Annotated in this window: 12 protein-coding genes and 1 pseudogene; all 13 read left to right on the top strand. The window is 43.0% G+C overall.

Annotated elements, in window-relative coordinates:
* Positions 1-277 (top strand): annotated as a pseudogene (tuf, locus tag BM739_RS19410) (elongation factor Tu); the annotation flags it as partial.
* Positions 278-526: 249 nt separating this feature from the next.
* Positions 527-898 carry a preprotein translocase subunit SecE gene (gene secE / locus BM739_RS19405; RefSeq protein ID WP_076543267.1) on the top strand — a complete coding sequence of 124 codons (372 nt, stop codon included), beginning with the start codon at positions 527-529 and terminating at the stop codon, positions 896-898.
* Positions 899-906: 8 nt separating this feature from the next.
* Positions 907-1,458, top strand: coding sequence for a transcription termination/antitermination protein NusG (gene nusG / locus BM739_RS19400; RefSeq protein ID WP_076543266.1), 552 nt, complete (start codon positions 907-909; stop codon positions 1,456-1,458).
* Positions 1,459-1,587: 129 nt separating this feature from the next.
* Positions 1,588-2,016 carry a 50S ribosomal protein L11 gene (gene rplK / locus BM739_RS19395; protein WP_076543265.1) on the top strand — a complete coding sequence of 143 codons (429 nt, stop codon included), beginning with the start codon at positions 1,588-1,590 and terminating at the stop codon, positions 2,014-2,016.
* A gap of 4 nt (positions 2,017-2,020) precedes the next feature.
* Complete coding sequence (gene rplA, locus BM739_RS19390) at positions 2,021-2,722, top strand: 50S ribosomal protein L1 (protein ID WP_076543264.1); 702 nt, start codon at positions 2,021-2,023, stop codon at positions 2,720-2,722.
* Between the two features lie 279 nt (positions 2,723-3,001).
* Positions 3,002-3,499 carry a 50S ribosomal protein L10 gene (gene rplJ / locus BM739_RS19385; RefSeq protein WP_076543263.1) on the top strand — a complete coding sequence of 166 codons (498 nt, stop codon included), beginning with the start codon at positions 3,002-3,004 and terminating at the stop codon, positions 3,497-3,499.
* Positions 3,500-3,553: 54 nt separating this feature from the next.
* Entirely contained in the window at positions 3,554-3,919 is a 366-nt protein-coding gene (gene rplL, locus BM739_RS19380) for a 50S ribosomal protein L7/L12 (protein WP_076543262.1), read from the top strand.
* 240 nt (positions 3,920-4,159) lie between these two features.
* Positions 4,160-8,191: a DNA-directed RNA polymerase subunit beta gene (gene rpoB / locus BM739_RS19375; RefSeq protein ID WP_076543261.1), complete on the top strand. Its 4,032-nt coding sequence runs from the start codon at positions 4,160-4,162 to the stop codon at positions 8,189-8,191.
* Positions 8,192-8,273: 82 nt separating this feature from the next.
* Complete coding sequence (rpoC, locus tag BM739_RS19370; RefSeq protein ID WP_076543260.1) at positions 8,274-12,494, top strand: DNA-directed RNA polymerase subunit beta'; 4,221 nt, start codon at positions 8,274-8,276, stop codon at positions 12,492-12,494.
* A 177-nt stretch (positions 12,495-12,671) separates the two neighbouring features.
* Positions 12,672-13,046, top strand: coding sequence for a 30S ribosomal protein S12 (rpsL, locus tag BM739_RS19365; RefSeq protein ID WP_076543259.1), 375 nt, complete (start codon positions 12,672-12,674; stop codon positions 13,044-13,046).
* A 77-nt stretch (positions 13,047-13,123) separates the two neighbouring features.
* A complete protein-coding gene (gene rpsG, locus BM739_RS19360; RefSeq protein ID WP_076543258.1) occupies positions 13,124-13,594 on the top strand; it encodes a 30S ribosomal protein S7 in 471 nt (156 codons plus the stop codon).
* A gap of 81 nt (positions 13,595-13,675) precedes the next feature.
* On the top strand, positions 13,676-15,772 hold the full coding sequence (fusA, locus tag BM739_RS19355; RefSeq protein ID WP_076543257.1) for an elongation factor G: 2,097 nt from the start codon (positions 13,676-13,678) through the stop codon (positions 15,770-15,772).
* A gap of 69 nt (positions 15,773-15,841) precedes the next feature.
* A partial coding sequence (locus tag BM739_RS19350; RefSeq protein WP_139326931.1) for a GTP-binding protein occupies positions 15,842-16,235 on the top strand: 394 nt, incomplete at its 3' end.

The following is a 16,235-nucleotide window of genomic DNA, read 5'->3' as shown; positions in this document are numbered from 1 at the left end:
AACTTTCGAATCAGAAGTATACGTACTTTCGAAAGAAGAAGGTGGACGTCACACTCCATTCTTCAAAGGTTACCGTCCACAGTTCTACTTCCGTACAACTGACGTAACTGGTACTATCGAGCTTCCAGAAGGCGTAGAAATGGTAATGCCTGGTGATAACATCAAAATGGTTGTTACACTAATCTACCCAATCGCAATGGATGACGGTTTACGTTTCGCTATCCGTGAAGGTGGCCGTACTGTTGGTGCTGGTGTTGTAGCTAAAATCGTTGCTTAATAGCGCCTTTAGTTAACACATAAAAAAAGGAAGCTTCGGCTTCCTTTTTTGTTTTTGTTATTTTTTGTAAGATTTGCTGATGATCTCTAGTGTCATCCTTGCGAACTGACTAGAATAAGAATACAATCTATGGCCGATTTTTGACCCTGAGCAGATGCTTTTCGTGGCTTAATTCGGAAGTACTGATTGATAATGGTACACTTTATCAATTTTAAGCTCAGGTCTCTTAGTGAGTAACGGAACCAACCGATGACAACAAATACTGAAAACCAGACTAATTCTCTGGATATTGTTAAGTGGGGCATAGCAGTTATATTGATTGCCGCCGCTGTTATTGGCAACCAAGCATATGGCGAAGCCAGTGTTGTGGTACGCGCTTTAGGCGTAATTGTTGCCTTTGTTCTAGCAGGCTTTATTGCACTGCAAACTGTGAAAGGTAAAGAAGCTTTATCTTTTGCTCGTGAAGCTCACATTGAAGTTCGTAAAGTGGTTTGGCCTACGCGTCAAGAAGCGCTAAACACTACATTCATTGTTCTTGCTGCAACAGCTGTCGTAGCCGTTATCCTTTGGGGTTTCGACTGGGTACTTTTGCGCGTTGTTAACCTAATTACTGGCGTATAGGCATTTACATGACTGAAGCAACAGAAGCTAAAAAAAGATGGTATGTGATCCAAGCATTCTCGGGCTATGAAGGCCGTGTGTGTAAAACATTGCTTGAACACATCAAAATGCACAACATGGAAGATTACTTCGCTGAGGTATTAGTACCGACAGAAGAAGTGGTTGAAATGCGTGCAGGTCAGCGTCGCAAAAGCGAACGTAAATTCTTTCCAGGTTATGTATTAGTACAGATGGAAATGAATGACGAAAGCTGGCATTTAGTTAAAAGTATTCCACGTGTTATGGGCTTTATCGGTGGTACATCTGACCGTCCAGCGCCTATTTCAGACAAAGAAGCGGATGCCATTCTTCAGCGTTTACAAGACACAGTTGAGTCACCGACTCATCGCGTTATGTATGAACCTGGCGAAGTTGTTCGTGTTAACGATGGTCCATTTGCTGACTTTAATGGCACTATCGAAGAAGTTGATTACGACAAGAACCGCGTTAAGGTATCAGTAATGATCTTCGGTCGCTCTACTCCTGTTGAACTTGATTTCGATCAAGTTGAAAAGAGCTGATTAAATTAACTACAAATAGTATTTGTTTGCGGGTGCGAATTTTTGTATAATTCGCACCCGTAATTTTCAAGGGGAGCATATTGGCATGTAGCCGATACGCGTTTGAACCCAAACTGAGGATATGTCGACATGGCAAAGAAAATTGAAGCTTATATTAAGCTACAAGTAGCAGCCGGTGCTGCAAACCCGTCTCCACCAGTTGGACCTGCTTTAGGTCAAAAAGGTGTGAACATCATGGAATTCTGTAAAGCATTCAACGCTCGTACTGAAAAGTTCGAAAAAGGTATGCCAATTCCTGTTGTTATCACTGTATACAACGACCGTTCTTTCACGTTCGAAACTAAGACTCCTCCAGCATCTTTCTTATTATTGAAAGCTGCAGGTCTTAAGTCTGGTTCTGGCCGTCCGAACACTGAGAAAGTTGGTACTATCAAGCGTAGCGCAGTTCAAGAAATTGCTGAATCAAAAGCTACTGATATGACTGGCGCTGATATTGAAGCGATGACTCGCTCAATTGAAGGTACTGCACGTTCAATGGGTTTGGTAGTAGAGGACTAATATAATGGCAAAGCTAACTAAGCGCATGCGCGTTATCCGTGAAAAATTAGACGGAACTAAGAACTACGACATCAATGAAGCTACTGCTTTATTAAAAGAATTAGCAACTGCTAAGTTCGTAGAAAGTGTTGACGTTGCTGTTAACCTAGGTATCGATCCTCGTAAATCAGATCAAAACGTTCGTGGCGCTACAGTATTACCACATGGTACTGGCCGTGAAGTTCGTGTTGCTGTGTTTACACAGGGCGCAAACGCTGAAGCAGCTAAAGAAGCTGGTGCAGAACTTGTTGGTATGGAAGATCTTGCTGCACAAGTTAAAGCTGGCGAAATGAACTTTGACGTTGTTATCGCATCTCCAGATGCAATGCGCGTTGTTGGTATGTTAGGTCAAATCTTAGGCCCACGTGGTTTAATGCCTAACCCTAAAACTGGTACAGTAACGCCTAACGTTGCTGATGCAGTTAAAAATGCCAAAGCTGGTCAAGTTCGTTACCGTAACGACAAGAACGGTATTATCCACACTACTATCGGTAAAGTGGATTTCACACCAGTTCAGCTTAAAGAAAACTTAGAATCGCTTGTAGCGGCACTGAAAAAGGCTAAGCCTGCAGTTGCTAAAGGCGTTTACTTGAAGAAAGTTACTATCTCTACCACTATGGGTGCAGGCGTAACTATCGATCAAGGTAGCTTAGACGAAGCTAAGTAATATACAAAGCGTGCGTATTAGTCTATAATGCGCGCACTTTGTGGGTTGAGGTCTATTTTCTAAGTGTGTTACTAATTTATTAGTCCGCTTATTGAATAGATTTCCGTCCAAGACCGTAGGTGTAAATTAAACCTTACTTAATTTCCTACGTAGACGGTGTCAGACCCCCCAGATAGATTTTGTTCTGCTGGAAAATCTGCACCGTAAGTCGTTAAACACTTTGTGTTTAACATGGTTAATTCTAGGGATTTCCCTAGGTAGAATCCAGGAGTAAAGCCAATGGCATTAAGACTCGAAGACAAAAAAGCGATTGTTGCTGAAGTCAACGAAGCAGCCAAAGGTGCTTTATCTGCAGTTGTTGCCGATTCACGCGGTGTAACTGTAGGTGATATGACCGGTTTGCGTAAAGCAGCTCGTGAAGCTGGTGTATTTATACGTGTAGTACGTAATACATTAGTTAAACGCGCTGTAGCTGGTACTGATTTTGAGTGCCTTAGCGACACGTTTACAGGTCCTACTTTAATTGCCTTTTCTAACGAGCACCCAGGTGCTGCAGCACGTCTATTAAAAGACTTCGCTGCTACGCAAGAAAAGTTTGAAATTAAAGCAGCAGCCTTTGAAGGGGAAGTTATCCCTGCAGCAGATATTGATCGTTTAGCGAAATTACCAACTTACGACGAAGCACTAGCTCAGTTAATGATGACTCTAAAAGAAGCATCTGCTGGCAAGTTTGTTCGTACCTTGGCCGCTCTTCGCGATCAAAAAGAAGCAGCTTAATATTTTATTAGCCGCTTAATTAAATTGAATTCAGTACAATAGGAATTTTTTGTTATGTCTATCACAAAAGACCAAATCTTAGAAGCTTTCGCAGAAATGTCTGTAATGGAAGTTGTTGAACTTATCGAAGCAATGGAAGAAAAATTCGGCGTTTCTGCTGCAGCTGCAGTAGTTTCTGGTGGTGGTGATGCTGCCGCTGCTGTTGAGCAAACAGAATTTGACGTTGTTATGACATCTTTCGGTGCTAACAAAGTTGCTGTTATTAAAGCACTTCGTGGCGCTACAGGTCTTGGCCTGAAAGAAGCTAAAGCGATGGCTGAATCTGCACCAGTTGCAGTTAAAGAAGCTATCTCTAAAGAAGAAGCTGAAGCACTTCAAGCAGACCTAGTTGCTGCTGGCGCTGAAGTAGAAGTTAAGTAAGTTATACTTTAACTTACCACCTCCCGAGTAATCGGGCGGAGGCTGGCGGTTTTTTAACCGTCGGCCTTTTTTGCGCTATATGCGCAGGCGATTTTTTATTCACCGTTTGTCGCCAGTTTTAGCAGTTCCTAGCAGAGATTACTGGTTAGGTTCTTGCCATTAACGGTGATGGGCAAACGTGCTGATTTAATCTTTTGTATTATTTCAGTCTTGGTCACATCTCGTAAGTAGAGGAAACCCATGGTTTACTCCTATTCTGAAAAGAAGCGTATTCGTAAAGACTTTGGCAAACGCCCAAAAGTTTTGGATATTCCGTACCTATTGTCTATTCAATTAGACTCTTTTAAGAAGTTCACCGATCAAGATCCTACGGGTGAACGTGGCTTCGAAGCCGCATTCCGTAGCGTTTTTCCCATCAAGAGCTTTTCTGGCAACTCTGAACTGCAATACGTCAGTTATAAGTTAGGCGAGCCAGTTTTTGATGTGAAAGAGTGTCAGATCCGCGGTGTTACATATTCAGCTCCATTACGCGTTAAATTGCGTATGGTGTTATATGACCGTGAAGCTGCACCAGGCACAGTTAAAGACATTAAAGAACAAGAAGTCTACATGGGTGATATCCCATTAATGACTGATAACGGTACTTTTGTTATCAATGGTACTGAGCGTGTTATCGTGTCTCAGTTACACCGCTCTCCAGGTGTATTCTTTGATCATGACCGTGGTAAAACCCACTCTTCAGGTAAAGTGTTATATAACGCACGTATTATTCCTTACCGTGGTTCATGGCTTGACTTTGAATTTGATCCAAAAGATGCCTTATTTGTACGTATTGACCGTCGTCGTAAATTACCTGCGACTATCATGCTACGTGCACTTGAGTTTTCTACTCAAGAAATCTTAGACTTATTCTTTGAACGTACTCAGTTCAAAATTAAGAAAGACTCTCTTGTTATGGCACTTGTGCCAGACCGTTTACGTGGTGAAACTGCAAGTTACGATATTAAAGATTCAGAAGGCAATGTACTTGTTGAAACTGGTCGTCGTATTACTGCTCGTCACATTAAACAACTTGAAAAAACTGCCACTACAGAACTTGAAGTACCTGTAGATTACATTGTTGGTAAGTTTGCTGCTCAAGATTATATCGATCAAGATACTGGTGAAGTACTTGTTAGCGCAAATGCTGAAATCACCCTTGAAGACCTTGCTAAACTTTCTTTAGCAGGCATTAAAGAAGTTGATACTTTGTTTATCAACGATCTTGATCATGGTGCTTATATTTCTGACACATTACGTATCGATTCTACAACTAACCGCTTAGAAGCATTAGTTGAAATCTACCGTATGATGCGTCCAGGTGAGCCACCAACCAAAGATGCTGCTGAAAGCTTATTCCAGAACTTGTTCTTCAGTGAAGAACGTTATGACCTATCTAAAGTAGGTCGTATGAAGTTCAACCGTCGTCTTGAGATTGCTGAAGACGAAGGCGCTGGCGTATTGTCTAAAGAAGACATCGTACACGTTATGAAGAAAATCATCGAAATCCGTAATGGTGACGATGAAGTCGATGATATCGACCATCTTGGTAACCGTCGTATTCGTAGCGTTGGCGAAATGGCTGAAAACCAATTCCGTGTTGGTCTAGTTCGTGTTGAGCGTGCTGTTCGTGAACGTCTATCTTTAGGCGACTTGAACGAGTTGATGCCACAAGATCTTATCAATGCGAAGCCTATTTCGGCAGCAGTGAAAGAATTCTTTGGTTCTTCACAGCTTTCTCAATTCATGGATCAAAACAACCCGCTTTCAGAAGTAACGCATAAGCGTCGTATTTCTGCTTTAGGCCCAGGTGGTTTGACTCGTGAGCGTGCAGGCTTCGAAGTACGTGACGTACATCCGACTCACTATGGTCGTCTATGTCCGATTGAAACGCCAGAGGGACCAAACATTGGTCTAATTAACTCTTTAGCAAGTTTCGCGCGTACTAACTCATACGGCTTCCTAGAAACACCTTACCGTAAGGTTGTTGATAGTGTAATTACTGATGAAGTTGAATACTTGTCAGCGATTGAAGAAGGTCGTTATGTTATTGCACAGGCAAACATTGAAGTAGATGGTTCTAGCCGAATCATTGAAGAGCAAGTTGCTTGTCGTCATAAAGGTGAATCTACCTTTATGCGTGCTGCTGACATTCAATATATGGATGTATCACCACAACAGATTATTTCTGTTGCGGCATCACTCATTCCGTTCCTAGAACACGATGATGCTAACCGTGCATTGATGGGTGCGAACATGCAACGTCAAGCGGTTCCTACTTTACGTGCTGACAAGCCGTTAGTAGGTACAGGTATTGAGCGCACTTTAGCGGTCGATTCTGGTGTTGTTGTTGCTGCGAAACGTGGTGGTGTTGTTGATTACGTTGATGCTAGCCGTATCGTTATCAAAGTTAATGAAGCAGAGTTAACACCGGGTGAAGCTGGTATTGATATCTACAACTTAACTAAGTACACCCGTTCTAACCAAAACACTTGTATTAACCAACGTCCTTGTTGTTCTGTTGGTGATCCAATTGTACGTGGTGATGTATTAGCTGACGGCCCATCAACCGATTTAGGTGATTTGGCTCTTGGTCAAAACATGCGTATCGCGTTCATGCCGTGGAATGGTTATAACTTCGAAGATTCGATCTTGATTTCTGAGCGCGTTGCGCAAGAAGATCGTTTTACTACTATTCATATCCAAGAGCTTTCATGTATTGCTCGTGATACGAAACTTGGTAGCGAAGAAATCACCGCTGATATTCCAAACGTAGGTGAGTCTGCTTTATCTAAATTAGATGAATCAGGTATCGTTTACATTGGTGCTGAAGTAAAAGGCGGCGACATTCTAGTTGGTAAAGTGACACCTAAAGGTGAAACTCAGCTGACGCCAGAAGAGAAGCTATTGCGTGCAATTTTCGGTGAGAAAGCTTCAGATGTTAAGGACAGCTCTTTACGTGTACCTAACTCTGTTAAAGGCACCATCATCGACGTTCAAGTATTCACTCGTGACGGTATCGAAAAAGATAAACGTGCGCTTGAAATTGAAGAGATGCATGTTAGCCAAGCTCGCAAAGATTTAGGCGAAGAGTTCCAGATCCTTGAAGAAGGTGTGTTGAGCCGTGCGCGTAACTTATTACTATCTACCGGTTTCTCAGAAGCTAAATTAGCAGAGCTACCGCGTAAAGATGTATTAATTCAAGTTATCGATGACGAAGCGAAACAAACTGAACTTGAGCAATTAGCTGAGCAACATGAAGAGCTAAAAGCAGACTTCGATAAGAAGTTTGAAGTTAAGCGTCGTAAGATCACCCAAGGTGATGACTTAGCACCTGGTGTACTGAAAATTGTTAAGGTTTACCTAGCAGTTAAACGTACTATTCAACCTGGTGATAAGATGGCGGGTCGTCACGGTAACAAGGGTGTAATCTCTAAGATTTGTCCTATCGAAGACATGCCTTACGATGAAACTGGTGATCCAGTTGATATCGTACTTAACCCATTGGGCGTACCATCGCGTATGAACATTGGTCAGGTACTAGAAGTCCACTTAGGTGCTGCAGCTAAAGGTATCGGTAATCGTATTACTGCTATGCTTGAAGAGCAACGCGAATTGGCAGAGCTACGTAGCTACATTCAACAGGTTTATGACTTAGGTGATGATGTTCTTCAGAAAGTTGACATCAACACATTTAGCGACCATGAAGTAGTACGTCTAGCGAAGAACCTAAGAGGCGGCATACCAATTGCTACGCCAGCTTTCGATGGTGCTAAAGAGAAAGAGATCAAGCAAATGCTTGAACTTGCAGGCTTACCTTCATCTGGCCAGTTAACATTATGTGACGGCCGTACCGGTAACGAATTTGAGCGTAAAGTAACTGTTGGTTACATGTACATGCTTAAATTGAACCATTTAGTTGATGACAAGATGCACGCCCGTTCAACCGGTTCGTACAGCTTAGTTACACAACAACCATTGGGCGGTAAAGCTCAATTCGGTGGTCAGCGTTTCGGTGAGATGGAAGTATGGGCACTAGAAGCATACGGTGCTGCATATACTCTTCAGGAAATGCTAACGGTTAAATCAGATGACGTTAACGGTCGTACTCAGATGTATAAAAACATCGTCGACGGTAACCATCAGATGCACCCAGGCATGCCTGAGTCTTTCAACGTATTGTTGAAGGAAATTCGTTCACTTGGTATTAATATCGAGTTGGATCAAGAGTAAGCATCGCTCTTAAGCAATGTTTGGTAACCAAGGATGCTTTGCAATAGCAAAGCATCTGGTTTAACTCCTTCAGGAGAGAAACGTGAAAGACTTATTAAAGTTTCTTAAACAGCAAAGCAAGACTGAAGAATTTAACGGAATCAAAATTGGTTTGGCTTCGCCAGATCTAATCCGTTCTTGGTCTTTTGGTGAAGTTAAAAAACCAGAAACCATTAACTACCGTACCTTTAAACCTGAACGTGAAGGTTTATTCTGTGCGCGTATTTTCGGTCCTGTGAAAGATTACGAATGTTTGTGTGGTAAATACAAGCGTTTGAAGCACCGTGGTGTTATTTGTGAGAAGTGTGGCGTTGAAGTTACACAGACTAAAGTGCGTCGTGAGCGCATGGGTCATATTGATCTTGCAAGCCCAGTGGCCCACATTTGGTTCTTGAAATCACTTCCGTCTCGTATCGGCTTAATGCTTGATATGACACTTCGTGACATCGAACGTGTACTTTACTTCGAATCATTTGTTGTGATCGAGCCTGGCATGACCAGTCTTGAACGTGGCCAAATGCTTACTGAAGAAACGTATCTTGATGCACTTGAAGAATACGGTGACGAGTTCGAAGCTAAAATGGGTGCTGAAGCAGTCTTAGACTTGCTACGTGCAATCGATTTAGAAGAACAGATCGAACAAATGCGTGAAGAGTTGCCTTCAATCAACTCTGAAACCCGTCGTAAAAAGGTCACTAAACGCCTTAAACTGATGGAAGCATTCTTCACTTCAGGTAACAAGCCTGAGTGGATGATCTTAAAAGTTCTACCGGTTCTACCACCTGATTTACGTCCTCTAGTACCACTAGATGGCGGACGTTTTGCTACGTCTGATTTGAACGACCTTTACCGTCGTGTAATCAACCGTAACAACCGTCTAAAACGTCTATTAGACTTAGCTGCGCCAGACATTATCGTACGTAACGAAAAGCGTATGTTACAAGAGTCTGTTGATGCGCTATTAGATAATGGTCGTCGTGGTCGTGCTATTACAGGTTCTAACAAGCGTCCGCTTAAATCTTTGGCCGATATGATCAAAGGTAAGCAAGGTCGTTTCCGTCAGAACTTACTAGGTAAGCGTGTTGACTATTCAGGCCGTTCGGTAATTACCGTAGGTCCTACTTTACGTCTGCACCAGTGTGGTCTTCCTAAGAAGATGGCACTTGAGCTATTCAAACCATTCATTTATGGCAAGTTAGAAGGTCGTGGTTTAGCTACTACGATTAAAGCTGCTAAGAAAATGGTTGAACGCGAACAGCCAGAAGTATGGGATGTTTTAGACGAAGTAATTCGTGAACATCCAGTTATGCTTAACCGTGCACCAACACTTCATAGACTTGGTATCCAGGCGTTTGAGCCGGTACTAATTGAAGGTAAAGCTATTCAATTGCACCCATTAGTATGTGCGGCATATAACGCCGACTTCGATGGTGACCAAATGGCTGTGCACGTACCGTTAACGCTTGAAGCTCAATTAGAAGCTCGCTCGTTAATGATGTCGACAAACAACATCCTTTCTCCAGCAAATGGTGAGCCAGTAATCACGCCTTCTCAAGACGTGGTACTTGGTCTTTACTATACCAGCCGTGAATGTATTAACGGCCGTGGTGAAGGCATGACATTTATGTCTGTTGATGAAGTTGAAAAAGCGTACGCAACAGGTGCTGCAGAATTGCATGCACGCGTTAAAGTACGTATTACAGAGACTTCAACTGACGACAATGGTGAAAAGACTCAAAGCCGTCGTATTGTAGATACTACAGTCGGTCGTGCATTGTTATCACAGATCTTGCCTAAAGGCTTACCGTATGAACTGGTTAACCAGAACATGGGTAAAAAGCAAATCTCGAAACTATTGAACACTTGTTACCGTGCGCTAGGCCTAAAAGATACTGTTATCTTTGCTGACCAATTAATGTATACCGGTTTCCGTTATGCAACTATCTCTGGTGCCTCTGTTGGTATCAACGATATGGTTATCCCAGATGAGAAGTACACTTTAGTTGAAGAAGCTGAACGTGAAGTGCTTGAAATTCAAGAGCAGTTCCAATCAGGTCTGGTTACCGCTGGTGAGCGTTACAACAAAGTTATCGATATTTGGGCAAGTACCAACGATAAAATCTCTAAAGCGATGATGGACAACTTGAAGAAAGAAGTTGTTATCAATCGTGATGGCGAAGAAGAAGAGCAAGATTCGTTTAACAGCATCTATATGATGGCTGACTCGGGCGCTCGTGGTAGTGCTGCTCAGATCCGTCAGTTGGCGGGTATGCGTGGTCTGATGGCTAAGCCAGATGGCTCAATCATCGAAACCCCAATTACTGCGAACTTCCGTGAAGGTCTAAACGTACTTCAGTACTTCATCTCTACTCACGGTGCGCGTAAAGGTCTTGCCGATACCGCATTGAAAACAGCTAACTCGGGTTACCTAACTCGTCGTCTTGTTGACGTTGCACAAGATCTAGTTGTTATTGAAGATGATTGTGGCACTGAAGCTGGCTTAACCATGAAGCCGTTGATTGAAGGTGGTGATGTTAAAGAGCCTCTTCGTGAACGTGTTCTTGGTCGTGTTGTTGCTATTGACGTACTTGAGCCTGGTACTGAAAAAGTACTTGCTCCACGCAATACGCTACTTGACGAAGCATGGTGTGATCTTCTTGAAGAGCACAGCGTTGATGAAGTTATCGTACGTTCTGTAATTTCATGTGAAACAGACTTTGGTGTTTGTGCCGCATGTTACGGTCGTGACTTGGCTCGTGGTCATATCATTAACCACGGTGAAGCTATCGGTGTTGTTGCCGCTCAATCAATTGGTGAGCCTGGTACACAGCTTACGATGCGTACCTTCCACATTGGTGGTGCAGCATCTCGTGACTCTGCTGAAAACAATGTTCAAGTTAAGAACTCAGGTACCCTGAAGCTTCATAACGCGAAATACGTTAAGAGCATCGACAACAAGTTAGTTATTGTTTCTCGTTCATCTGAACTTGCAATCATTGACGAACTTGGTCGTGAAAAAGAGCGTTACAGAGTACCTTACGGTACTGTTTTAGAAGTATTGGAAGACAGTGAAGTGGCAGCAGGCGCAATTATTGCGAACTGGGATCCACATACTCACCCAATTATTTCTGAAGTTGCCGGTTCAGTTAAATTCGTAGACATGATTGAAGGCGTTACTATGACGCGTCAAACAGATGACCTAACTGGTCTGTCTTCGATTGTAGTACTTGACCCAAGTGCTCGTAGCACTGCTGGTAAAGAAATGCGTCCTGCTATCCGTCTAATCGACGCTGATGGCAACGATCTTATGATCCCGGGTACCGATGTACCTGCGCAGTATTTCTTACCTGGTAACGCGATTGTAGCGAAAGACGATAATGCACAAATTAACGTTGGTGATGCTTTAGCACGTATTCCTCAGGAATCGTCTAAAACTCGCGATATTACCGGTGGTCTACCACGTGTTGCTGACTTGTTCGAAGCACGTAAGCCAAAAGAGCCTGCTATCCTTGCTGAAATCTCGGGTACTATCTCATTCGGTAAAGAAACCAAAGGTAAAGTACGTCTAGTCATCAGCCCTGCTGATGGTAGTGATCATTATGAAGAAATGATCCCTAAATGGCGTAACCTGAACGTGTTCGAAGGTGAAAAAGTTGAACGTGGTGAAGTTATTGCTGACGGCCCAGAAGCTGCACATGACATCCTACGTTTACGTGGTATCCATCATGTTGCTAACTATATTGTTGATGAAGTTCAAGACGTTTACCGTCTACAGGGCGTAAAAATCAATGATAAGCACATTGAGGTGATTATTCGCCAAATGCTACGTAAGTGCTTAATTACTGATGCTGGTGATACCGAGTTCTTAGTCGGTGAACAAGCTGAAGTTGCCCGCGTTAAGATCGCTAACCGCGAACTTGAAGCACAAGGCAAAACACCTGCGAAGTTTGAGCGTGAATTATTAGGTATTACCAAAGCATCTTTGGCTACTGAATCATTCATCTCAGCTGCATCGTTCCAGGAAACAACTCGCGTACTAACCGAAGCTGCTGTTGGCGGTAAGAGCGATCCATTACGTGGTCTGAAAGAAAACGTAATTGTTGGTCGTCTAATCCCAGCTGGTACCGGTTATGCATATCACACGGCTCGTAATGAAGCTCGTGCGAATGTCAAATCAGACAATGCAGAAGCGCCAGTGATCACTGCAAGTGAAGCAGAGAAGAACTTAGCTGACTTACTTAACTTAGCCGGAAGTGCTGATTAAAGTAAATGGTATGTTAAAAAAGGCGCCTTTGGCGCCTTTTTTATTGGAAATTGCATGAAAAGTTGTCTATTTCTTGACAGTTGGCCATTACCTTTCTAAACTTTCGCGTCCCATCATAGTGGGATATAGATTTTTCACACAAAATTGTTGAGATATTTCAACTGAACGGAGCTATTCATGGCAACTGTAAACCAGTTGGTACGTAAGCCTCGCTCGCCAAAAGTCGAAAAGACTAACGTGCCAGCGTTGAATGCGTGTCCACAAAAACGTGGAGTTTGTACTCGTGTGTACACAACTACTCCTAAAAAACCTAACTCTGCACTACGTAAAGTAGCACGTGTTCGCTTAACTAACGGTTTCGAAGTTACTTCGTACATCGGTGGTGAAGGTCACAACTTGCAGGAACATAGTGTAATTCTAATCCGTGGTGGTCGTGTTAAAGATCTACCTGGTGTGCGTTACCACACTATTCGCGGTGCATTAGATTGTGCTGGCGTAAGTGCTCGTCGCAACGGCCGTTCTAAGTACGGTGCTAAGCGTCCTAAGTCGTAACTTGTCCGTTTAAGTAAGGCCAAGCTAGTTAAAAAAATTCCAGTTTTGGAAGTACCTGAAGCATACGGAGAATTGTTATGCCAAGACGTCGCGTTGTAGGACAACGTAAAATCCTACCAGATCCAAAGTTCAAAAGTGAGTTGTTGGCTAAGTTCATCAACGTCATTATGGTTGACGGTAAAAAGTCAACTGCTGAAAAAATTATCTACCAAGCATTAGATGTTGTCGCTGAAAAGAAAAGCGAAGAGCATTTAAGCATCCTTGAAGCTGCTCTTGATAATGTTCGTCCATCAGTCGAAGTTAAATCTCGTCGCGTTGGTGGTTCAACTTATCAAGTACCATGTGAAGTTCGTCCAGTGCGTCGTAACGCACTAGCGATGCGCTGGTTAGTTGAAGCTGCTCGCAAGCGTGGTGAAAAATCTATGGCTCTACGTCTAGCTGGTGAAATGCTAGACGCATCTGAAAACAAAGGTACTGCTGTTAAGAAGCGTGAAGACGTGCATCGCATGGCTGAAGCTAACAAAGCCTTTGCTCATTACCGTTGGTAATTTGATGGAGTGGGCGTTAGCCCACTCCATATTGTTGATATTTTCTAAAGCACTTTAGCTTTAGTTGAGAGGGTATAAATAGTGGCTCGTACAACCCCAATTGAGCGTTATCGTAATATCGGTATCGTTGCTCATGTGGATGCAGGTAAAACTACCACAACAGAACGTGTTCTGTTCTATACCGGTTTGTCTCATAAAATCGGTGAGGTGCATGACGGCGCCGCTACCACTGACTGGATGGTACAAGAGCAAGAGCGTGGTATTACTATCACATCTGCTGCTGTAACCACATTCTGGCGTGGTATGGATGCTCAATTCACCGAACATCGTATTAATATCATCGATACCCCTGGTCATGTTGACTTTACTATTGAAGTAGAACGTTCGCTTCGAGTACTTGATGGTGCAGTTGTTGTCTTCTGCGGCTCATCAGGTGTCGAGCCACAATCTGAAACTGTTTGGCGTCAAGCTGATAAGTATCAGGTACCGCGCATGGTATTCGTTAATAAAATGGATCGCGCAGGTGCAGACTTTGATAGTGTCATCGACCAAATCCGTAACCGCCTAGGTGCGACTTGTGTCCCTATTCAATTGAATATTGGCGCTGAGGAGAACTTTAAAGGGGTTATTGATTTAATTAAGATGAAAGCAATTAATTGGTCTGATAAAGATCAAGGAACGACTTTCTCTTATGAAGAAATTCCTGCAGATCTTCTCGCTAAGGCAGAAGAAATGCATGAGTATCTCGTGGAAAGTGCTGCAGAGGCCTCTGATGAGTTGATGGAAAAATACCTTGAAGAAGGTGAACTGTCAGAATCAGAGATCAAGCAAGCATTGCGTCAGCGCACAATTAACAATGAAATAGTATTAGCAACTTGTGGTTCTGCATTTAAGAACAAAGGTGTTCAAGCTGTTTTAGATGGTGTGGTCGATTACTTACCGGCTCCTACTGAAGTCCCTGCAATTAAAGGGATTGACGAGAACGATAACGAAGTCGAACGTCCATCAGACGATAATGCACCATTTGCGGCATTAGCGTTTAAAATTGCGACTGATCCATTTGTTGGAACTTTAACCTTTATCCGTGTATATTCAGGCGTACTAGAGTCGGGTGCTGCGGTTTACAACTCTGTTAAAGAGAAACGTGAACGCGTCGGCCGAATCGTACAAATGCATGCAAATGACCGAACCGAGCTGAAAGAAGTTCGTGCTGGTGATATTGCCGCGGCAATTGGCTTAAAAGATGTGACAACAGGAGATACTCTTTGCGCAAGCGATCACAAAGTGATTTTAGAACGCATGGAGTTTCCAGAACCTGTAATTACTATTGCCGTTGAGCCACGTTCGCAAGCAGACCAAGATAAAATGGCGATTGCGCTGCAAAAATTAGCAGCTGAAGATCCGTCATTTAAAGTGGAAACTGATGCAGAATCAGCTCAAACATTGATTTCTGGTATGGGTGAATTACATTTAGACATTATCGTTGACCGTATGCGTCGTGAATTTAATGTTGAATGCAACGTAGGTAAACCTCAGGTTGCTTATCGTGAATCAATTCGCTCAGCTGTTGAAGTGGAAGGTAAGTTCGTACGTCAATCAGGTGGACGTGGTCAATTTGGCCATGTGTGGCTGAAAGTTGAACCTTCTGAAGAAGGTCAAGGCTACGAATTTGTTAACGAAATCGTTGGTGGTGCAGTTCCACGTGAATTCATCCCATCCGTTGACAAAGGTATTCAAGAGCAAATGAATAACGGCGTATTAGCCGGTTATCCAATGCTTGATGTGAAAGTGACTTTATTTGACGGCTCATATCATGATGTCGACTCAAATGAGATGGCTTTCAAAATTGCTGGTTCAATGGGCTTCAAAAAGGGTGCGCTTGAAGCAAACCCGGTGTTACTAGAACCAACAATGAAAGTGGAAATTACCACACCTGAAAATAACATGGGCGATGTAGTGGGTGATTTGAACCGACGTCGCGGTATTATTGAAGGTATGGATGATGGTCTGGGTGGTGTTAAAATTATCCATGCTGTTGTTCCGCTTTCTGAAATGTTTGGTTATGCTACTGACTTGCGTAGTGCAACTCAGGGTCGTGCTTCATACTCTATGGAGTTTTTAAAGTACGACGATGCGCCATCAAACATTGCAAATGCTATTATTGAATCACGTACTTAAATAGTTAAGTACGTAACTAACTGTTATATAGCTCGTAATCGAGCACTTCTGAAAAGAAAGGAATATATCGTGGCTAAAGAAAAATTTGAACGTAGTAAACCACACGTAAACGTGGGTACAATTGGTCACGTCGACCATGGTAAAACTACTCTTACAGCAGCTATCTCAGCTGTATTGTCAAAAGTATATGGTGGTGAAGTTAAAGATTTCGCACAAATCGATAACGCTCCAGAAGAGCGTGAGCGCGGTATTACAATTAATACTTCTCACATCGAATATGACACACCAACTCGTCACTACGCACACGTAGATTGTCCTGGTCACGCCGATTATGTTAAAAACATGATTACTGGTGCTGCACAAATGGACGGCGCTATCTTAGTAGTTGCTGCTACAGATGGTCCAATGCCACAAACACGTGAGCACATCTTGCTTTCACGTCAGGTTGGCGTACCTTTCATCA

This window comes from Shewanella sp. UCD-KL21 (genome assembly GCF_001957135.1).
Classification (GTDB): Bacteria; Pseudomonadota; Gammaproteobacteria; order Enterobacterales; family Shewanellaceae; genus Shewanella.
Note: the sequence above shows the minus strand (reverse complement) of the source record. Positions and strands in the feature narration are given on the sequence as shown.